This window comes from Amycolatopsis sp. NPDC023774 (genome assembly GCF_040639695.1).
Lineage (GTDB): Bacteria > Actinomycetota > Actinomycetes > Mycobacteriales > Pseudonocardiaceae > Amycolatopsis.
Genome location: NZ_JBFAAJ010000007.1, coordinates 152,651 through 171,698 on the forward strand (window position 1 = coordinate 152,651; position 19,048 = coordinate 171,698).

The window sequence follows — 19,048 nt, forward strand, 5'->3', positions numbered from 1 at the left end:
GGTTATGTCCGCTGGCGCAACGCGCGTGCTCGACCGAAGTCTCATTTCGCGATCAACTCGCCCATCCGAGAACCCGATTACATGATTAACGTTGCGTGACGCGGCACTAAGTCGGGGTAACGACCACCAGGAGCTTCAACGGCCCCTTGGTGTCCACGTCGCAGTCCACCGCGCGCGGCGGGCACGGGTAGCCGTGCGCGGCGATCACCAAGGCCACTTTGCCCGGCGCGACCGCCTGGTAGATCGCGGTCTTGCCGTACACCTGGGCCAGCCGGAGCACCGACCAGATCTGAGCGTCCAGGGCGCGCTGAGCAGTGTCGTCGTCCAGCTTGACCAGACCGCCCACCGGCAGCTCGACCTTGAGGTCCGGATCCATCCCCGGACTGACCACCTGTTCGGCCCCCTTGGGCAGCGAGTACCCCACCGGGGCCACCGTCGGCCCCTGGTCGGGCACCACTGACCGGGAGCACCCCGCCGACACCAGCCCGAGCAACACCACCACGACGATCAACCTGCGCACACGCCCGAATCTAGCGCCCCCATGGCGCAACTCGGGCGGCATTCGCGTCCGAACTTGCCGCCGAACTGCCCGATCGGGCCGCCCACGGCCGACGTGGCTGAACTGGATCGAGTGCGAGTTCACCGCGTTGCGGTTCGCGCTCAACGGCACCGACCACCCCACTCACACCGAGCAGAACACGGCCATCGCCGGTTTATGTCTGCTGGCGCGACGCGGGTGCTCGATCGGAGACTCATTTCGCGAGCAACTCACCCATCCGAAAACCCGATTGCATGATCAACGTTGCTTGACGAGGCACTAGTCGCACGTGCGCGACCGCCACCCACAGCGCGTTGATCCGGCTTCAGCCTTCACGCGTCATGTGAGCCGCTCCTCCCTCTCCGACGGGCGCGTACGGCTTCCCGTATGACTTTGCTTTCCACCCCAGCACCGCGAGCCCACGGCTCGCTTTCAACTGGTGACGAGTCTACCGGCAAATCGAACATCCATTCGACTCACGATGGGGTGAATCCGAAAGGTCCTTGCCGAATCCCCCGTGGCCGACGGTGACCTCATGCGCGCCAGAAACCTCCGAACGGCCTAGCCGGTTTCCGAGCGGCGGTACCCCGCGATCACGCGAAAATCGACGTCACCAGTTCTTGTCCGCAGTGGCTGGTCAGGGGCGCCCTGATCACAAACGAGGCAGTGGCTTCATGTGGGAACCCGTGGCGGCGCAGTTCAGCGCCGTCGAAAAGCGGATACGGCGGAGCCGTGGAGATCGCCGGTGAACGGTCGGCCCGTCGAGAGCCGCACGTACGCAAAAGCGCTCAGCAGCAGGAATTGCGTCGGCCGTCAGCTCTTGTGTCTCGCACTTCACCTTTGTTGACCGACTTTCCCGGCTCGAGGCCCGACGTGGCGCGGCTGGCCGGGTTGTACTTCTGGTAGCCGATTCCATGGGGCACCGACAAGATCGAGGCGTCGAGCTCCGTCAGTGCATCGTTTTCGCTGGCCGCGATCGCCAGGTCGAACCGGATCGCCGTGGTCTGTTCCCCCCGACGACGGGCAGATGACGGCGAGCACCTTGCGGGCGAACGCCGTGGTCAGCCAGTGGTCATCCGCCGGATCGGTCTGAACCTTCGGCCGAAGCGATGGGGGTATGCGTTTTCGGGCATCACTTGCCGCGGCGGGCGATCCAGGCGGCGGCTTGGGTGCGGCGTTGCATGCCGAGCTTGGCGAGGACCGAGGTGACGTAGTTCTTGACCGTTTTTTCGGCCAGGAAGAGGCGTTCGGCGATTTCGCGGTTGGACATGCCCTGGCCGATGAGTTCCAGCACGTCGCGTTCGCGGTCGGTGAGGGTGGCGAGGTCGTCGATGGGTGGGTGGCGCAGTTTGTCCAGCACGCGCGCGGTGGAGACGGGATCGAGCAGGGAGTGGCCGGCGGCGACCTCGCGGACGGCGTTCACCACGTCTTGGCCACGCACCTGCTTGAGCAGGTAACCCGACGCGCCCGCCATGATGGCGCCGACCATGGCTTCCTCGTCGTCGAAGGCGGTGAGCATGAGGCAGGCCGGCGGGTTGGGCTTGGAGCGCAGCTCGCGGCACAGGGAGATGCCGTCGCCGTCGCCGAGGCGGACGTCAACCACCGCGACGTCGGGCTCCACGTGCATCGCGACGGCCAGCGCCTCCTCCACGCCCCCGGCCTCGGCGACCACCTCGATGTCCGCCTCGTCGCCCAGCAGGTCGCGCAGGCCGCGGCGGACCAGTTCGTGGTCATCGACGAGCAGCACCTGGATCGGCATACCCCGAGGTTACGGCGTCGCGCGGTCAGGTGCCGGTGCTGGTGCCGGAGGACACGTCGGCGGCTTGGCGGCTATTCACCGGATACACCCGATCAGGTTGCTACGGGAAATCGTTCGGAATTGATCCGTAACGGTTCCGGCGGCATCGCGATATCCACGTCGTCGCTTCGCCGGGCTCTTCGGAAGGTCTGTATGTTGGCTCTCTTTCGCCGTGCTGCCGATAGGTCCTCCCTGGTCGCGGGGCTCATTGTGATCTGGTCTGCCGCGGCTCACGCGGAACCGGAAATCCGGTTGGCGCAATTTCGGAAACGTCGATATCCCAATCCGGTGGCTATCCGTTTCTGGTCGCCGCGGGTGCGTTGATCGCGGCCGCGGCGTCCGGCGGCATGGTCTTCTACCTGCGTCGCCGGCCGGCCTGATGCGGATCGTGGTGGTCGCGGTCATGGCGGTGGCCGTCGCGGCTCTGCTGCTGGTCGCGTTCCTGAGCCCGCCGGAGCCGATGCCGACGCAGCAGGTGGTGACGACGAGCAAGCCGTCGACGAGCCGCGCCGGCTGATCAGCGCTGGGTGGGTGGGAAGCGGGTTTCGTTGCGGTCGACCTTCGCGTTGCCCACTTCGAGGAGGTCGATGTCCAGGGCGTCGGCCAGCTGGATCAAGTAGAGGAGGACGTCGGCGATTTCGTCGCGGACGTTGGTGGTCAGGGTGGGGTCGGAGCAGTAGTCGCGGGCCTCTTCGGGGGTGAGCCATTGGAAGAGGGAGATGAGCTCGCCGACCTCGCCGGAGAGGGCCATGACGAGGTTCTTCGGGTGGTGGAACGGTTCCCAGTCGCGGGCGGCGGCGAAGGCGCGCAGGCGCTGGGTGAGCGCGTCGAGAGTCACGGGAGATTGCGTACCACGGCGGTCACGGTGGGCTCACGGCCGTATGGCGGACTTTCGTTGACTCGGGCTCCGGAAGGAAGGGCCGTGGAGTACCCGCGAAGGCGCGTGGTCCTGATCGCGCTCGTGCCCGGTACGGCGCTGGTGCTGGTGGCGTTGGCGATCGTGATTTTCCTGGAGCAGCAAGCGAATCACGGGTGGGGGCTGGCTCAGGGACAGCGGCAGGGTGAGGGACAACGCTGGGGCAATCCGCGGCGGTGGGGCGAGGGAGAACGCCGGGCAATCCGCGGCGGCGGGACGAGGGACGGCGGCCGGACAAGGGACGGCGGCGGGACAAGGGACAGCATCGGAACAAGGGACGGCGCCGGGGCGAGAGACAGTGCTGCGGCAACCCGCGGCGCGGCGGCGAACGCGTGAGTCGCGGCATCGGGCCGTGCGGGTGACCACCCGAGGCGCAACCCGGCCGCACCCCGCAACCCCGGCCGCAACCGACGAGAAACACAGGTCACCGGCGGTGTGCGACTGCTCCGAAAAGAGCACGCAGTTGGCCCACACGCGCGCAGAACGGCATGCGGCAGACTGGTGCGCGTGAGTGCTCCCCCGGATCTGCGGTCCTACCTGCGTACGTTGGACGCGGAAACGCTGGTGGATCTGCTGTACGCCCAGGCGCGCCGTGACCCTGAGTTACGGCATTCGCTGGAGCTGCGGTGCGCCACTCAATCGGGTGAGGTGGCCGAGGCGCATCGGCTGTTGGACACGGCCGTGCAGGACGGCAACGTCGAGTACACGGCCAAGGTGGGTGCTGTGCTGGACACCTTGGAGCGGTTGCTCGACGCGGGCAGCCCGGCGGATCTGGCGCCGCTCGCGCGGCGGACCGTGGATGACATCGGGGAGGTACTGGAGCAGTCCGGAGATCCTTCCGGTGACCTCGGCGACAAGCTGGACTTCGCCGTCGAGCTGTATGCGCGGGCGTGTGCCGCGCGGCCGCCGGACCCTGAGCAGCTGGCCGAGTGGCTGCTGGAAGTGGAGTTCGAGGGGCCCGGCAGGCCCACGATCGCGCTGGCGGATTTCGCCGAGGCGTTGGGGGAAAAGGGACTTGAGCGGATCAAGTCCGCTGTGGACGAAATACTGAATGCCGGCCCTGCGGGGTACCGCCGGGAGGTCGCGGAGCGCCTGCTCGAGGAGCTCGCCGAAGTGCGCGGGGACGTCGATGCGCTCGTCGCGATCCTCTCCGCCAAGCCGCCGCGCGTGGATGTGAGCCTGAAGATCGTGCGGGTGCTGCGGGCGGCCGGGCGGCACAGCGAGGCCATCGCGCACGCGGCCCGCGCGCTCACACCCCACAAAACGCACCAGAAGCTCCCCGAGCCGGAAGACGCGACGGTCGCCTTGCGGCGCAAGGAGTTCGACGACGCGCCGGGCAACGTCACGTACACGGCGCTGCGCGAGGCGGCCGTTGAAGCGGGTGTGTGGTCTGTGCAGCGCGTCGCGGCTCTTGCGCGGCTTCGGGAGCGCGCGGCCGACAGCGAAGAAGGCGCCGAAGAGCTCGCCCGGGCGCTGCTCGCCGAGGAACGGCCCGACGAGGCGTGGCGCGCATGTGTGCGCTTCGGTGGGTCGCTCGCGTTGCGTGTGGAGCTGGCGGCGTCGCGCGAGGTCGCGCACCCGGCCGAGACGATCCCCGTCTACCGCAGCCAGGTCGAGCAGCTCATCGAGCAGAAGGACCCGCAGGCCTACCGCGAAGCGGCGAAGCACCTGAAGAAGCTGCGCACGCTGCACAAACGAGCCGGCACGGCGGAGGAGTTCACGGGGTACCTGGCTGACCTGGTGAGCGTTCACCGGCGCAAGACGCGGCTGATCGCGGAAGTGCGCGCGGCGCGAATCGCGTTGCCGAAACCGCGTAACCTTCCGGCGTCTGACTCGTTGACCAGCTGAAACACCCCGCACGTAGCTCTTTTCCGCGACGTCGCGGTGGTCCCTCTCCGCGGCCGGCTCCCTGGCCGGTCGCGGATACCGCGCCCGGGGCCACCGCGGCCGCGCGTCCCGCGGATCCGCGCCCGCACCAGCGATGCAACGATGGTCCGCATGAGTCCGGTGAGCCGCGCCCGCAAGAAGACCTCCCAGCCCACCACGCCCAGCGTGAACGGCCTGTTCAAGGACGTCCTTCGGGACTTCTCCGCCGTCGCGGCGGAGCCCGGTCCGTTCGACGTCGAACTCCTTGCCTCCGAGGTGCTCGGGCAGTGGTGGGATCTCACGATCGAGGGCGAGCCCGAGGGCGGCGAGCAGCTGGGTCTGGAGCTGATCGCGTTCGCGCAGCGCAAGATCACACCGGGCGCCGCGGCGCTGCTGGCCGCGCTGAAGGTGCTGGCCGAGACCGAGGAGGAGCGCACGGCGGCCGCCGAGGCGCTCGCCGTGGTGCTGTCGCGCGGCATCCCCGAGCCCGAGTGGGCCGGTGAGGTCGGTCGCGTGACGGTCGGTGAGATCTGGCGGACCGGCGACGTCTACGGCGACGAGTCCTCGCTGCTGTGCACGTTCTCCCGCGGCGACGCGACGCTCGGTCTGCTGGCGCTGCTCGACTTCACCGAGCTCGGCCGCGTGCGCGACCTCGTGGTGATCGACGAGCCGCACGAGGTCCTCGCGGAGATGCGCACGCAGATCGCCGACGACGGTGAGCTCGTCGTGCTCGAGAAGGTCGAGCCGGCCGACGCGCACCGCCTGCTGCTCGACGGTATCGCCGCGACCGACGGTATGGACGAGCCCGACGTCGGCGAGGACTACACGCGCTTCCACGCCGTGGCGATGGCGTGGCTGCGGGCGTTGCCGGGGCCGTCGGCTGCTCGCGGTGCCGAGGAGTGGCCGGAGGCGCGCCGCGACGAGGTCGTGGAGGAGTTCCTCGCGCAGGTTTCGTTCGCGGACGTCGAGGCGGCGCGGTCGGTGGCGCGGCTGCTGGTGGACCACAGCTGCCGGACGGAGCCGGCGGATCCGCTGCGGGTCGGGCCGGAGAAGCTGGCGCGGTTCCTGGAGTCGTTGCTGGGTGGGGAGTACGAGGTCGAGGATGAGGACCTCGTGCCGCCGGTGGTGCTGGCGTGGGCTTCCTGGGCTGCTGCGCGGAACGGGTTGTCGGAGGTTGCTTCGGCTGCTCTTGTCGAGGATGTGAAGGAGTACTTGGCGGAGTATTTGTCCGATGAAGACGAGTCCGAAGAGGATGCGGTTTCGGACTATCTGGATGGGACGGAGTCCGCTGAAGAGGTCTTGGGGGTGGTTGAGCGGCGACGGTTCGCTGTGCCGGAGTTGTCCACGGTGATTGGGGACGAGGAGTTGACGGATTTGGATCCGTCGGATCCGGAGCAGCGGCGGATGCTGGTTATCGGTGGGCATCCGGAGTACCACGAATCGTTGGCGAATGATGAGTTCGATGGTGCTGATGGGTTGAGGCTGGCGTTGGAGACGTCGGTGGTGGATCAACTTTGGGAGGACTCGCCCGAAGAGGTTTGGGTGGCGGCTCGGAAGTTGATCGAGAAGGGGTTGACGAGGGAAGAGGTCTTGGGGGAGCTGGTCGCTGTGCTCGAGGGGCAGCTGGAAGAGGCTGAGGATGAGGACCGGTTGGATTATGATTTGGACGGGTATCGCGAGGCGTTGACTGCGGTTGAGTGATCGCAGGCGGCTCGATCCGCTGGCGCGGATCATTGCGCTGGGGGTAGCGCAGCGAGGCGCCCCGATTTTTTAGCGTCACTACGGTCTGGACTATTTGTCAAGGCGGGAAAGAGTACCTTGACAAATAGTCCAGACCGCGTGGAAGGCGGGGATCGAGGTGCAGGGCCGGGTCTGGGTGCGCTGGTGAAGGGTGTGGATCTGATGCCGTTGTGTGGGTGGTGAAAGGACAAAGAATAAAGAAAGCCCCGGCCGGTGGTGGCTGGGGCTTTGTTGTTCATGCCGTCGGTGTTTGGCCTGTTACCACGGGGACGGCGGCGGCTGCGGTGGCGGCCTTGCGGCGGCGTTCGCGCATGGCTTCGTCCAGGTCGACCAGGAAGGTGCTGGCGGCCATGGCGACGAAGAGGGCCAGTCCGAGTACTGCGCCGACCCACGTGAGGACGATTGAGAGCACCGGGGCCTCCTTCCCAGGTCAGATGCGAATTTCCCTTCTGTTCAGGGTCGCTTTCACGAGCCTCGCCCGGTATCGGCCAACTGGTTACGAAGCCGCCCCCCGAACTGGCCGATCGGCCGAGGTCGGGGGGCGGAGGGTGAGGATGTGGGGCTGGCGAGGGCTATGTGGGTGACAGAGCGCTCGAACAGAGCTGTCAGAGCTTGCGCAGGCGCACGCGGTTGATGGAGTGGTCGGCGTCCTTGCGCAGCACGAGCGTGGCCCGCGGGCGGGTCGGTTTGATGTTCTCCATGAGGTTCGGCTCGTTGATCGTGCTCCACAGGTGCCGGGCCTCTTCGCGGGCCTCCTCGTCGTCGAGGCCGGCGAAGTGGTGGAAGTGCGAAGCCGGGTCGGAGAACGCGGTGTGGCGGAGCTTGAGGAAGCGCTCGACGTACCAGCGTTCGATGTCGTCGGTGTGCGCGTCGACGTAGATGGAGAAGTCGAACAGGTCCGACACGGTCAGGCGGGGGCCGGGCTGCAGGACGTTCAGACCCTCGATGATGAGGATGTCCGGGCGCTCCACGACCTGTTCCTGGCCGGGCAGGATGTCGTACGCGAGGTGGGAGTACACGGGCGCTGACACGCGCTCGGCGCCGGACTTCACCTCGGTGACGAAGCGCAGCAGGGCGCGCCGGTCGTAGCTCTCCGGGAAGCCCTTGCGGTGCATGATGCCGCGGCGGGTGAGCTCGTCGCGGGAGTACAGGAACCCGTCGGTGGTCACGAGGTCCACGCGCGGGTGGTCCGGCCAGCGGGCGAGCAGCGTGCGCAGGATGCGCGCCGTGGTCGACTTGCCGACCGCGACGCTGCCGGCGACGCCGATCACGTACGGCACCTTCGTGCTGACGCAGTCTTCGCCGAGGAACGTCGTGGTGGCCTCGTACAGCTGTTGCCGCGCCTTGACCTGGAGGTTGATCAGCCTCGACAGCGGCAGGTAGACGTCGGCCACCTCGGCCAGGTCGATCTGCTCGCCGAGACCCCGCAGCCGGACCAGCTCATCGGCGGTCAGGGGCAGTGGGGTCGAGCTGCGCAGCTCCCGCCACTGTTCCCGGTGAAGCTCGACGTAGGGACTGAGTTCACGGACCCGTGGCATCGCACACTCCTCGGCCGTCGCCTGCGCTGGCTCCGTACTGGGCGTCACCTTTCGAGTAACGCTCCATCAACGGTAGGGCCTACCGCGCGTGAACGCGCTGTGATGTGCTGCACGCGGTCCGAACCGTTGCCTACGCGGTCACCGAGGGTTACGGCGACGGCCGAAGACTTCCTCCCACGCCGCGGCTACCTGGCGGGCGCACGTGGCCGGCTCGACGCCGCCGACGCCGGTGCCGAGCCCCGGCATCGCGATGGTGTCCACGACGTCCCGCACGGGGCCTGCCTCGAGCATCCCGCGCTGCCAGAGCAGGAACACCGCGCGTGCCGCGAGGTACGGGTGCACGGTGTCGGCGGGCAGCCGCTCGCCGGGCTCGCGCATGGTCGGCGCGCTGATCAGCCACCCCGGCTCGGCCTCGCCCGTGGGCACGATCACGGCCTCGCCGAGGGGTAGCTCTCCGCCGTATGAAGCCAAGATCGCGCTGCGCACGTTCTGCTCGACCTCGGGGAACGCCCGCGCGTACACGGCGTCGATCCCGCCGCGCATCCAGCCGTAGGAATTGGCAGGGCTCACCACGGCCTGGGCGACGACGTCCAGCACCGACCCGCGGTGCACCCGGATCGTGGCGGCCTCGGTTTCGAGGCGGCCGAGGGCGTGGGTCCACGCGGCGGCGAGCGGTTCATCGACGGCGCACAACACGAGTTCCGGCGTCCGGGACGAAACCGGCGGGCCGATGTCCTCGCGCCCGGTGTGTGTGCCCGATTCGGCGGTCACGGTTCAAGCATGGCAAAAAAAGCCACCCGGCGTAACCGGTTGGCGTACCGGCTGTCCGAGTGAAAACCGACACGTGTGCGGTAAGTAGCCTGGCGGTCGTGTTGCGGATCGCGTATTTCGGCCCACAGGGCACGTTCACCGAACAGGCCGCCCGTGCGCTCGCGCCGGGCGAGGACCTGACTCCCTACGAGACCGTCCGGTTGGCGCTCGCGGCCGTCCGCGAAGGCGCTGCCGACGCGGCGTGCGTACCGATCGAGAACTCCGTCGAGGGCGTCGTGCCGACGACGCTCGACGGCCTCAGCGACGGAGACCCTCTGGTCGCGGTCGCGGAGATCATCCTGCCCATCCACTTCAGCGTGCTGACGCGTCCGGGCGGCGGCGAGATCCGCACCGTCGCGAGCCACCCGCACGCGCTCGCGCAGGTGCGCGAGTGGCTCGAGGCGAACTTGCCCGGCGCCACCGTGGTGGCGTCCTCGTCCACGGCGTCGGCCGCCGTCGGCGTGGTCGAGGGCACCTACGACGCCGCCGTGTCCGCGCCGGTGGCCATCGAGCACTACGCGTTGGAGGAGCTGGCCACGGGCGTCGCCGACGTCCACGACGCACAGACGCGTTTCCTGCTGGTCCGCCGCCCCGGCGAGCTGCCCGAGCCGACGGGCGCCGACCGCACGTCGATCGTCGCGGCGGCCGTGAACCGCACCGGAACGCTGGCCGAGCTGCTCGCCGAGCTCGCGAGCCGAGGCATCAACCTCACGCGCCTCGATGCGCGCCCGACCCGCAACAACTTCGGCGAGTACCGCTTCTTCATCGACTTCGAGGGGCACGTCGCCGAGCCGCGGATCGTCTCCGCGATGGCCGCGCTGCGCCGCCGCTGCCACCTGCGGTTCCTCGGCTCGCACCCGCGGGCCGACGAGGTGGCCGCCACCGTCGAACCCGGCGCGGGCAACCAGGACTTCGTCGACGCCCAAGCCTGGGTCGATGCCGTGTTGAGGGGAGAAGGTGCGTGAGGCTGTTCCTCGTCCGCCACGGCCAGACCGACGGCAACGTGAGGGGCGCGCTCGACACAGCGCTGCCCGGCCCGCCGCTCACCGAGCTGGGGCAGAAGCAGGCGAAGGCGCTCGCGGGGCGGCTCGCGCCGGAGCCGATCGTGGCCGTGTACGCGTCGCAGGCCACGCGCGCGCAGCAGACGGCCGCGCCGCTGGCCGAGGTGCTCGGCATCGAGGTGCAGGTGATCGAGGGTGTGAAGGAAGTCGACGCAGGCGACCTCGAAGGCGCCACCGACGCCGAGTCGATCCGGACCTACCTCGAGACGGCCAAGCGCTGGACCGAAGGCGACCTCGAAGCCGCCATCCCCGGCGGCGAGTCGGGCGCCCAGGTGCGGGCCCGCATGGTCGGCGCCGCTGACGACCTGCGGGCGAAGCACGAACAGACCGACCCGGACGGCATCGTCGTGCTGGTCAGCCACGGCGGCGCGATCCGGCTCGGCGCCGAGTTCCTGGCCTCGAACGTGCCCGGCGACCTGGCGAGCAGCGCGCTCATCCCGAACACGGGCATCGTCGAACTCCTTGCGGAACCCGACGGCTGGCGATGCCTGACCTGGGTGGACACGCCGTTGTGAGTGGGCAGGCCCCCGTTACCTCAGGGCAGCGGTGGGCCAGCCCTCTTGCCGGTAGGCGCTGTCCCAGAACATCCACTCGTACTCACACGCCCGGGTGAAAGCTGCGAGCATTTTTTCGCGCGTCGCCTCACCCGCGGCGTCGGCGGCGCGGTCGAGGGCGGCGCGGCCCGTGCGGACGGTCGCTTCGAACTCGTCGCCCGCGTAAGTGTCGATCCACGGCCGGTACGGATTGTCGGTTTCGGGCGACTGTCGCTTGAGGATTCCGGCTCCCACGTTCTGGTACACCCAGAAGCACGGCAGCAGCGCCGCGAGGAGCTCGCCGTAGCCGCCGGTGTGGGCCGTGGCCAGCAGGAACGACGAGTACGCGACGCAGGTCGGCGACGTCTCGATGTCGGCCAGATCGGTCTCCGCGAGCCGGAACCGCTTGAAATAGCTCTCGTGCATCTCGCGCTCGATCACGATCGCGTCGTGCGCCGCTCCGGCCAGGAACGCGACGTCGTCGACCTCCGGTGCCTTGGCCGCCGCGGACGCCAGCGCCCGGCCGAACCCGACGAGGTAACGCGCGTCCTGGACCAGGTAAAACTGGAACCGCTCGCGCGACAAAGTGCCGGTCGCGAGCTCTTCGTTGAACGGGTGGACCGACATGGCGTGTTGTAGCTTCACCGTGTGTTGCCATGCCTGGTGAGAAAAGCCCGTCATGATCGCCTTCCCTCTGGTGAAGAGTTCACGATGCCGGCGCAACCCGGTGCGGAGGTCGCACGTCCACTGAACAGTGGTTACCCAGCACGGGGAGGCAAGTGAGATGGTAAGCACGACGAAACCGCGGATTCCCTTGGTCTTTCTTGCTGCGCTGGGCGCGTCCGGCGCCCTGCTGTTGTCGGCTTGTGGTAGCGAAACCACGCCGACCGCGAGCAACACGCCAAGCTCCGACACGTCGGCCAGCACGTCCGACACGTCACCGGCGCCCACGGCCAGCTCGTCCGAGTCCTCTTCGGACAGCACGCCGCCGCCGTCCGGTCAGCCGGTGGACAACGGCCTGTGCAAGGCCGGCGACGTCACGCTCTCCTTCGGCCAGGGCGACGCGGGCGCGGGCTCGGTCTACCGGCCGATTCTGATCAAGAACTCCAGCAGCAAGCCCTGCACGATCCAGGGCTTCCCCGGCGTTTCTTACGTGGCCGGCGACGACGGGCACCAGGTCGGCCCGGCCGCGTTCCGTGTGGGCACCAAGGGCGACGCGATCAAGCTGCAGCCGGGCCAGTCGGCCGCCGCGGACGTGCAGTTCACGCAGGTCGCGAACTTCGACCCGGCGGTGTGCAAGCCGACTCCGGTGAAGGGCCTGCGCGTGTACCTGCCGCAGGAGACGGCGTCGAAATTCCTGCCGGACCCGGGGACCGGGTGTGCCGGGGACAAGCTGCCGGGCAACCAGCTCGCGGTGAAGACGGTGCGGCGGGCCTGAGTTCCTAGCCCCTGGCGCAGAGTTGCTGGACGCGGATGATGTCGTCTTGTCCGGACCGGCTGTCGAAGCGGCCGGACAGGACCATTCCGTTCACGCCGGCGAGGCTTTGCGCCAAGGGCTGGTACTGGCCGTCGAAGGCGGCTGCGGCCTGGGCCAGTTCGTAGGCCGCGGTCATGCGGTGGGCGGCGTCGTCGGCCAGGCGGGTGAAGGCGGTGGCGTCGTAGCCGCTGGTCGTGTCCGGGAGGTGGCCGGCGCGGTTGAAGGCGTCGCAGGCGGCTGCCGCGTCGACGTTCGCGCCGCCGCGCTGGCCGGAGAGACCCCAGAGTAGGCCGGTGATCAGTATTCCGATGGTGAATCCTGCGGTGGCGGCCAGGACCAGGGGTCTTCGCGACCTCTCGGCCGGCTCCGGACTGTCGGAGGTGTCGGCTTGGTTGGCTCGGTCGGCTCGGTCGGCTTGGGGAGTCTGCCGGTCGTCGTCCGGTAGAGGTGGGGTGTCGAGCGCAGTCATTCACGTCCTCCCGGCGGCCGGGTGATGTGCTATTTCAGCACCAAAACCCGCGCCGGGCACTGCTCTCGATGGAGTAGTTCAGGTGTTGAAGCTGATTCGTCATCTGGCGCGGCCGCGTTGTGACGGAGCGGGTGTGTCGGCAGCCGTCAGCCCCAGCCCAGCTCGTGGAGGCGGTCGTCGTCGAGGCCGAAGTGGTGACCGAGTTCGTGCATGACGGTGATCAGGACCTGTTCGACGACCTCGGCCTCCGTGGAGCACATCCACAGGATGGGCCGGCGGTAGATGGAGATGCGGTCGGGCAGGACGCCGCCGTAGTCGGTGGTGCGGCGGGTGAGGGCGACGCCGTGGTAGAGGCCCAGGATGGTGGGGGACTCGTCGTTGAACTCTTCGACCAGGACGACGACGTTGTCCATCGCGTCGGCGAACTTGGGTGGGACCTGGTCCAAAGCCTCGGACACGAGCTCCTCGAAGCGCGCGCGGGTCATCTCCACCGGCATGTCAGCGGGACCCGGTGGTGCTGGGCGGGGAGCTGCTCTGGCCCCCGCCGTTGTCGGAGGGCGGGCCCGCGGCGTCGGGCTGGCCGGCGTTGTCCTTGACGCTGCCGGTGACGGCCTGGAACCCGCTGCCGTCGGAGAGGGGGGCGGCGACCTTGCAGTTGACCTTGGTGGAGCCGGCGTCCCAGCTTTCCTGCTCGCGCAGGTCCCAGCCGAGGATGAGCTTCTTGGCGCTGAGGTCGGCCTTGCCGGTGTAGTCGTCGGCGACCTTGTGACACTCGGTGTCGAGCCACTTGTCCTGCTTGTTCTGGTCGGGGTAGCCGTCCTTGAACTCGGTGGCCAGGTCGAGCGTCGCAATGATCTCGTACGAGTGGGGACGGCTGCAGTCGATCGGGTCGCCGACGCCCTTGCCGGCCAGGGCCAGGCAGGTGCCGGGCGCCCACACGGCCGACTGATCCTGTGTTTTCGCCGGGCCGGTGGTGGGCTGCAGTCCGCCGCCGGGACCGGCCCACTGCAGGCCGCAGCGGAGCTGGCGGTCGCCGTTGGCCCACTGGTCGGCGCTGGGGCGCAGCAGGTTGGTGGTGAGCTTGCCGTACGGGTCGAGCGGGTGCCCGAGGTACGGCGTGACGTCGGCGTTGCACTTCGTCTGGGCGATCTGCTGCCACTGGTCGAGGTTCGGGAACGGCGCCTCGGCGCCGTACTGCGGGCCGACGTCAGCCAGGCCCGTGACCTCGAACAGGTGCGGCTGGGTGCAGGGGACCTTGTGCACGTCGGACGCGTTCGGTGCGTTCCAGGTCAGGCAGCTGCCCGGCGGTGACTGGAACGCTTCCTGCGCCGCGGCCGACAGTTTGCCCTCGCCGCCACCGGCCCCACCCGCGAAGGAGGCCGTCCACGAGAACGCGACGGACAGCCCCAGTGCGATCACGGCACCCAGGAACACCCCGGTCATCACCACGCGGGTGCTCAGGGTCTGCAGGGGCGAGCGGAACCGCTCGGCGTCGGGAGACATCGATACCCATGATGCCCGCGCCGCGCGAGCCGTGCGCGTCCTGGGTCGTTAGTGTGGGAAGGGACTTCGCGGTGCGGGGGATTACGGAGCGCAGATGACGCAGGACGACAACAACGGGGCCCAGCCACCCCACGAGCCGCCAACGGAGCCGACTCCGCGCGGATCGATGCGGTTCCAGGACGAGAGCACGACGCCGAAGGAGCCCTCGCTCGCCGAGCAGCGCGCCCGCCGGCAAGCGATCGCCGACCAGGAACGCCAGGAGGCCGAGGCCGCCGAGGCCGCGCGCAAGGCCGACCAGCGGGCCGCGACCAAGCGCAAGATCCTCATCGGCAGCGGTGTCACCGTCGGCCTGGCCGGCCTGGTCGCGACGTTCTACACCGTGGCGAAACCGACCAACGAGACCGCCGTCTGCACCGACGCGAACGGCGTGATCCAGAACGACCAGTTCTGTGACGAGAGCTACGTCACCAGCCAGCACGGCTACCAGAGCGGCGGCTTCTGGATCATCCCGCTCGCGGGCGGCGGCTTCAACAGCTACCGCTACAACTACGGCGGCACCGGCACCATCGGCCAGCGCGTGTCCGGCGGCACCTTCACCGCGCCTTCGGGGAACACGAACGTCTCGACGAAATCGGGCAAATCAGTGCAACGCGGCGGCTTCGGGATCAGCGGCAAGACGGGCACGTCCGGCGGCACGGGCGGCACCGGCAAGAGCGGGGGCTCGTAGGTGTACCGGGACAGGTCCGAGCCGCGGCGCGACTGGCAGCGGATCGTCGAGGACCAGGGCCTCGTCTACGGCACCCCGGCGCGCGACGGCGCGGGCAAGGCGCGCCCGTACTGGGACGAGTCGGTGCACTACGTCTTCGACATGGACGAGGTCCTCTCGCTCGAAGCCGACGTCGAGCTGCTGCACTCGATGTGCCTCGAGGCCGTGGACAACGTCGTGACCACCGAGGGCTACCGGCGCTTCGGCATCCCGGAGTGGGTGTGGCCGCACATCGCCGAGTCGTGGAAGCGGCAGGACCCGCACGTCTACGGGCGCTTCGACCTGCGCTACGACGGCAAGTCGCCGGCCAAGCTGCTGGAGTACAACGCCGACACGCCCACCACGCTGCTCGAGGCTTCGGTGGTGCAGTGGCACTGGAAGACGGCCGTCTTCGAGAACGACGACCAGTGGAACTCCATCCACGAGAAGCTCGTCGAGCGCTGGCGCGAGATCGGCGACAAGCTGCCGTCGAACGAGCTGCACTTCACGTGGTCCTCGGCCGATCCGTCCGGTGAAGACCACGTGACCACCGCGTACCTGCAGGAGACGGCCGCGGAGGCCGGCCTCGACACCGTGGGGCTCTCGATCGAAGAGATCGGCTGGGACCCGGTGCTCAAGCGGTTCGTGGACCTCGAAGAGGCGCAGATGTCCACGGTCGTGAAGCTCTACCCGTGGGAGTGGGTGGTCGACGAGGAGTTCGGCCGCTTCGCCGTGGAGACGATGCCGCGCACGCTGTGGGTCGAGCCGCTGTGGAAGATGCTGCTCTCGAACAAGGCGCTGCTGGCCGTGCTGTGGGAGAACTACCCCGGGCACCCGAACCTGCTGCCCGCGTTCACCGACGACCCGGGCCTGCTCACGGAGTACGTGCGCAAGCCGAAGCTGGGCCGTGAGGGCGCCAACGTGCAGATCGTGGCCACCGGCTACGAGACGCAGACCGACGGCGTCTACGGCGCCGAGGGCTACGTCTACCAGGCCTTCGACCCGCTCCCCGAGTTCGACGGCTACCGGCCGGCGCTCGGCGCGTGGATCGTCGGCGACTCGTCCGCGGGGCTCGGGATCCGCGAGACGAGCGGGCTGGTCACCGACGACGGCGCCGCGTTCGTCCCGCACCGCATCCCCGAGTCGTGATACAACCTCCCCGCCTGATCTGCACGGTTCGCTCTGATCGTTCTGGGAGACCCCTGTGACCACGACCCTTGCGCTGTCCGACACGTTCGGCTCCGACCTCGTGCGAGGGGTCGGCGCGATCCTGTTGTACGGCGTCATCGGCCTGCTGTTGATGTTCGCCGGCTTCTGGGCGATCGACTGGACGACCCCGGGCAAGCTCTCGCAGCTCGTGCACCGCGGGCTGCCCAACGCGGTGATCGTGACCGCGTCCGGGCTGCTGTCGATGGCGTTCATCGTGGTCGTCGCGATCTTCAACTCGGCGAGCGACCTCACCGAGGGCCTGATCACGTCGCTGGTCTACGGCCTGCTCGGCATCATCGTGCAGGTGATCGCCGTGCGGCTGCTCGAGTGGGCCACCCGCATCGATGTCGGCTCCACGATCGAGAGCGAGAAGTTCGCGCCGGCGAGCATCGTCGTCGCCGCGGCGCACCTCGCCCTGGGCCTCGTGGTGGCGGTCGGCATTTCCTGAGTGCTGCTTTGCGGTCCGGTTCCCACTAGCGTGGAACCGTGCGACTGCTCAGGACGCCGGAAGACCGGTTCGCGGACCTGCCCGAGTTCCCCTACGAGCCGCAGTACGCGGAGCTCGCCGACCCCGACGGTGGCCTGATCAGAGTCGGGTACGTCGAGGCCGGCCCGGCCGACGGACCACCCGTGCTGCTCCTGCACGGCGAGCCCAGCTGGTCTTACCTGTACCGCAAGATGCTGCCCGTGCTGGCCGACGCCGGCCTGCGCGCGATCGCGCCGGACCTCGTCGGGTTCGGCCGCTCCGACAAGCCGGGCGACATCGCGGACCACACGTATGCGCGGCACGTGTCGTGGATGCGCGGGTTCGCCTTCGACGCGTTGGGGTTGTCCGGCGTCACGTTGGTCGGCCAGGACTGGGGCGGCCTGATCGGGCTGCGGCTGGTGGCGGAGAACGCATCACGGTTCGCGGGTGTGGTCGCGGCCAACACCGGTCTGCCCACGGGTGATCAAGACATGCCTGAGGTGTGGCACCAATTCCGTTCGGCGGTGGAGAACGCGCAAGTGCTGGACATCGGGCGGTTCATCCAATCGGGGTGCCGGTCTTCGCTTTCTCCCGAGGTCCGCGCGGCGTACGACGCGCCGTTCCCGAACGAGATGTACAAGGCCGGGCCACGAGCCATGCCGGGACTGGTGCCGTACCGGCCGGACAACCCGGCCTCGGATGCCAACCGTGCGGCTTGGAAGACGCTGTCGTCTCTGGACTTGCCGTTCCTGGTCGCGTTCTCCGACGGTGACCCGATCACCGGGGCGATGGGGCCGATTCTGCAGCGGACGATGCCGGGGGCCGCGGGGCTGACGCATCCGGTGATCGCGGGGGCGGGGCATTTCCTACAGGAAGATGCGGGTGAGGAGCTGGCTGAGCACGTGGCTCGCTTCGTGCGCGGCTGAGCCGGAGCGCCCCAATGTGGCGTTGGTTGCGTTCAGCGCACCGAACGCCACATTGGGGCGCTCCGGGGTCAAGAGAGTGCGGCGTGGGTGGCGGCGAGGGCGTCCACCAGGATGTCCAGGCCCTCCTGCGCTTCGGCTTCCGTCAGGGTCATCGGCGGGCCCAGGCGGAGGACGTTGTTGTGCAGGCCGCCCTTGCCGATGAGCAGGCCGCGGGCGCGGGTTTCCTCCAGCATCCGCTTGGCGGCCGCCGGGTGTGGGGTGGTGGTGCCCGGCTGGACGAGTTCGATGCCGACCATCAAGCCCTTGCCGCGCACCTCGCCGATCAACGGGTTCGAAGCGGCCCGCAGGCCGGACAGCAGCTGTGAACCCCGAGCCGCGCAGTTGGCCTGCAGGTCGTGGTCCTTGATGTAGTCCAGCACGGCCGTCGCGCCCGCCATGGCGACGGGGTTGCCGCCGAAGGTCGAAATGGACTGGGCGTTGATGGCGTCCACCACGTCGCCGCGGCCGACGACGCCGCCGATGGCAAGGCCGTTGCCCAGGCCCTTCGCGAAGGTCATCAGGTCGGGCACGACGTCGTGGGACTGGATGCCCCAGAAGTGCGAGCCCGTGCGCCCCCAGCCGGTCTGGACCTCGTCGGAGACGAACAGGATCCCATAGGAATCCAGCACCTCCTTCATGGCCTTGAACAGTCCGTCCGGGGGCAGCGAGAAGCCGCCGACGCCCTGGATCGGCTCGGCGACCAGGCAGGCGACGTCGCCGGAGGTGGCCGTCTCGAGGATGTCGACCAGGTCGGCCACGCAGGCGTCGATGTAGGCCGCATCCGACAGGTCGCGGAACGGGCTGCGGTAGCGGTAGCCGCCGTGCACGTAGTTGACCTTCACCGGCGAGAGCGACGAAGCGGACCACCCGCGGTTGCCCGTGATGGCGATCGTGCCGAAGGAACGGCCGTGGTAGGAGTTGCGCATCGCCAGGACCTGGTTGCTGCCGCGGTACTGCGTGGCGAGCATCAGCGCGGTGTCGTTGGCCTCGCTGCCGGAGTTGGTGAAAAAGACCTTCGCGTCCGGGATGCCGGACAGCGCGGCGATCCGCTCGGCGAGCTCCACCTGCGAACGGATCAGGTACAGCGTGGACGTGTGCAGCACGCCGGTGTCGAGCTGCTTGCGCACGGCGTCACTGATCTCGGCGACGTCGTAGCCCATGGAGTTGGTGAGCACGCCGGCGAAGAAGTCGAGGTAGGTGCGGCCGTGGGAGTCGGTGACGCGCCGGTCCTGCGCGTGGACGATCTCGATCGGCTCGTCGTAGAACAGCGCCATCCAGGACGGCAACACCGCTCGGTGCCGGGCGAGCAGCTCGTCGGTCATGTCGTTCTCCATCCGTCTCGGGCTCTTCGGAGTATGGGCAGCGCCGGAAACGGGCGACAACGATCAGACTGCACCGTCCTCGGACGAGGGCC

21 protein-coding genes are annotated in these 19,048 nt (G+C 68.7%); 10 read left to right on the forward strand and 11 right to left on the reverse strand.

Annotation, left to right across the window (positions count from 1 at the left end; translation table 11 throughout):
- Positions 1-106: 106 nt before the first annotated feature.
- On the reverse strand, positions 107-520 hold the full coding sequence (locus AB0F91_RS18335; RefSeq protein WP_360598713.1) for a hypothetical protein: 414 nt from the start codon (positions 518-520) through the stop codon (positions 107-109).
- A gap of 1,150 nt (positions 521-1,670) precedes the next feature.
- Positions 1,671-2,297, reverse strand: a complete 627-nt coding sequence (locus AB0F91_RS18340) for a response regulator transcription factor (RefSeq protein WP_360598714.1) — start codon at positions 2,295-2,297, stop codon at positions 1,671-1,673.
- Positions 2,298-2,715: 418 nt separating this feature from the next.
- Between AB0F91_RS18340 and AB0F91_RS18345 the strand changes: the two genes are divergently transcribed.
- On the forward strand, positions 2,716-2,853 hold the full coding sequence (locus AB0F91_RS18345) for a hypothetical protein (protein WP_360598715.1): 138 nt from the start codon (positions 2,716-2,718) through the stop codon (positions 2,851-2,853).
- Here the strand turns inward: AB0F91_RS18345 and AB0F91_RS18350 are convergent, their stop codons facing one another.
- Complete coding sequence (locus AB0F91_RS18350; protein ID WP_360598716.1) at positions 2,854-3,174, reverse strand: nucleotide pyrophosphohydrolase; 321 nt, start codon at positions 3,172-3,174, stop codon at positions 2,854-2,856.
- 585 nt (positions 3,175-3,759) lie between these two features.
- Between AB0F91_RS18350 and AB0F91_RS18355 the strand changes: the two genes are divergently transcribed.
- Both AB0F91_RS18355 and AB0F91_RS18360 read left to right on the forward strand, forming a co-directional pair.
- Positions 3,760-5,100 (forward strand): hypothetical protein, encoded by a 1,341-nt coding sequence (locus AB0F91_RS18355; RefSeq protein WP_360598717.1) that lies wholly within the window; start codon positions 3,760-3,762, stop codon positions 5,098-5,100.
- Positions 5,101-5,250: 150 nt separating this feature from the next.
- A complete protein-coding gene (locus tag AB0F91_RS18360; RefSeq protein WP_360598718.1) occupies positions 5,251-6,819 on the forward strand; it encodes a hypothetical protein in 1,569 nt (522 codons plus the stop codon).
- A gap of 274 nt (positions 6,820-7,093) precedes the next feature.
- Here the strand turns inward: AB0F91_RS18360 and AB0F91_RS18365 are convergent, their stop codons facing one another.
- From AB0F91_RS18365 to AB0F91_RS18375, 3 genes are all read right to left on the reverse strand, one after another.
- Positions 7,094-7,270, reverse strand: coding sequence for a hypothetical protein (locus AB0F91_RS18365; protein WP_360598719.1), 177 nt, complete (start codon positions 7,268-7,270; stop codon positions 7,094-7,096).
- Positions 7,271-7,463: 193 nt separating this feature from the next.
- Positions 7,464-8,396, reverse strand: a complete 933-nt coding sequence (gene coaA, locus AB0F91_RS18370; protein WP_360598720.1) for a type I pantothenate kinase — start codon at positions 8,394-8,396, stop codon at positions 7,464-7,466.
- Positions 8,397-8,534: 138 nt separating this feature from the next.
- Complete coding sequence (locus tag AB0F91_RS18375) at positions 8,535-9,167, reverse strand: macro domain-containing protein (RefSeq protein WP_360598721.1); 633 nt, start codon at positions 9,165-9,167, stop codon at positions 8,535-8,537.
- Positions 9,168-9,265: 98 nt separating this feature from the next.
- On the opposite strand from AB0F91_RS18375, the gene pheA reads away from it, so the two are divergent.
- Together pheA and AB0F91_RS18385 are read left to right on the forward strand one after the other, a co-directional pair.
- On the forward strand, positions 9,266-10,171 hold the full coding sequence (gene pheA / locus AB0F91_RS18380; protein ID WP_360598722.1) for a prephenate dehydratase: 906 nt from the start codon (positions 9,266-9,268) through the stop codon (positions 10,169-10,171).
- Positions 10,168-10,782 (forward strand): histidine phosphatase family protein, encoded by a 615-nt coding sequence (locus AB0F91_RS18385; protein ID WP_360598723.1) that lies wholly within the window; start codon positions 10,168-10,170, stop codon positions 10,780-10,782. Before pheA ends, AB0F91_RS18385 begins: the two co-directional genes overlap by 4 nt.
- Before the next feature lie 15 nt (positions 10,783-10,797).
- On the opposite strand, the gene tenA is transcribed toward AB0F91_RS18385, so the two are convergent.
- Positions 10,798-11,727 carry a thiaminase II gene (gene tenA, locus AB0F91_RS18390; RefSeq protein WP_360598724.1) on the reverse strand — a complete coding sequence of 310 codons (930 nt, stop codon included), beginning with the start codon at positions 11,725-11,727 and terminating at the stop codon, positions 10,798-10,800.
- A 79-nt stretch (positions 11,728-11,806) separates the two neighbouring features.
- Here tenA and AB0F91_RS18395 point away from each other — a divergent pair, with 79 nt between their 5' ends.
- Positions 11,807-12,238: a DUF4232 domain-containing protein gene (locus AB0F91_RS18395; protein ID WP_360598725.1), complete on the forward strand. Its 432-nt coding sequence runs from the start codon at positions 11,807-11,809 to the stop codon at positions 12,236-12,238.
- Between the two features lie 4 nt (positions 12,239-12,242).
- On the opposite strand, the gene AB0F91_RS18400 is transcribed toward AB0F91_RS18395, so the two are convergent.
- The 3 genes from AB0F91_RS18400 to AB0F91_RS18410 form a co-directional block, all read right to left on the reverse strand.
- The gene (locus tag AB0F91_RS18400) at positions 12,243-12,746 is read right to left on the reverse strand and encodes a hypothetical protein (RefSeq protein WP_360598726.1); all 504 of its coding nucleotides are present in this window, start codon (positions 12,744-12,746) and stop codon (positions 12,243-12,245) included.
- Between the two features lie 146 nt (positions 12,747-12,892).
- Entirely contained in the window at positions 12,893-13,243 is a 351-nt protein-coding gene (locus AB0F91_RS18405) for a metallopeptidase family protein (RefSeq protein ID WP_360598727.1), read from the reverse strand.
- A gap of 1 nt (position 13,244) precedes the next feature.
- Positions 13,245-14,249, reverse strand: coding sequence for a septum formation family protein (locus AB0F91_RS18410; protein WP_360598728.1), 1,005 nt, complete (start codon positions 14,247-14,249; stop codon positions 13,245-13,247).
- A gap of 166 nt (positions 14,250-14,415) precedes the next feature.
- Between AB0F91_RS18410 and AB0F91_RS18415 the strand changes: the two genes are divergently transcribed.
- Genes AB0F91_RS18415 through AB0F91_RS18430 form a run of 4 tightly spaced genes read left to right on the forward strand, consistent with a single transcriptional unit; the run spans position 14,416 to position 17,595 of the window.
- Entirely contained in the window at positions 14,416-14,976 is a 561-nt protein-coding gene (locus AB0F91_RS18415; protein ID WP_360598843.1) for a hypothetical protein, read from the forward strand.
- Positions 14,977-16,143: a glutathionylspermidine synthase family protein gene (locus tag AB0F91_RS18420; protein ID WP_360598729.1), complete on the forward strand. Its 1,167-nt coding sequence runs from the start codon at positions 14,977-14,979 to the stop codon at positions 16,141-16,143.
- A 55-nt stretch (positions 16,144-16,198) separates the two neighbouring features.
- Positions 16,199-16,651: a DUF350 domain-containing protein gene (locus tag AB0F91_RS18425; RefSeq protein WP_360598730.1), complete on the forward strand. Its 453-nt coding sequence runs from the start codon at positions 16,199-16,201 to the stop codon at positions 16,649-16,651.
- 38 nt (positions 16,652-16,689) lie between these two features.
- Complete coding sequence (locus AB0F91_RS18430) at positions 16,690-17,595, forward strand: haloalkane dehalogenase (RefSeq protein WP_360598731.1); 906 nt, start codon at positions 16,690-16,692, stop codon at positions 17,593-17,595.
- A 68-nt stretch (positions 17,596-17,663) separates the two neighbouring features.
- On the opposite strand, the gene AB0F91_RS18435 is transcribed toward AB0F91_RS18430, so the two are convergent.
- On the reverse strand, positions 17,664-18,956 hold the full coding sequence (locus AB0F91_RS18435; protein ID WP_360598732.1) for an aspartate aminotransferase family protein: 1,293 nt from the start codon (positions 18,954-18,956) through the stop codon (positions 17,664-17,666).
- Positions 18,957-19,048 lie beyond the last annotated feature (92 nt).

Coding starts and splice junctions, on each gene's coding strand:
- AB0F91_RS18435 (WP_360598732.1), bottom strand. CDS start 18,956: ATGACCGACGAGCTGCTCGCCCGGCACCGAGCGGTGTTGCCGTCCTGG.
- AB0F91_RS18340 (WP_360598714.1), bottom strand. CDS start 2,297: ATGCCGATCCAGGTGCTGCTCGTCGATGACCACGAACTGGTCCGCCGC.
- coaA (WP_360598720.1), bottom strand. CDS start 8,396: ATGCCACGGGTCCGTGAACTCAGTCCCTACGTCGAGCTTCACCGGGAA.
- AB0F91_RS18410 (WP_360598728.1), bottom strand. CDS start 14,249: ATGTCTCCCGACGCCGAGCGGTTCCGCTCGCCCCTGCAGACCCTGAGC.
- AB0F91_RS18415 (WP_360598843.1), top strand. CDS start 14,416: ATGCGGTTCCAGGACGAGAGCACGACGCCGAAGGAGCCCTCGCTCGCC.
- AB0F91_RS18400 (WP_360598726.1), bottom strand. CDS start 12,746: ATGACTGCGCTCGACACCCCACCTCTACCGGACGACGACCGGCAGACT.
- AB0F91_RS18345 (WP_360598715.1), top strand. CDS start 2,716: ATGCGGATCGTGGTGGTCGCGGTCATGGCGGTGGCCGTCGCGGCTCTG.
- AB0F91_RS18360 (WP_360598718.1), top strand. CDS start 5,251: ATGAGTCCGGTGAGCCGCGCCCGCAAGAAGACCTCCCAGCCCACCACG.
- AB0F91_RS18405 (WP_360598727.1), bottom strand. CDS start 13,243: ATGCCGGTGGAGATGACCCGCGCGCGCTTCGAGGAGCTCGTGTCCGAG.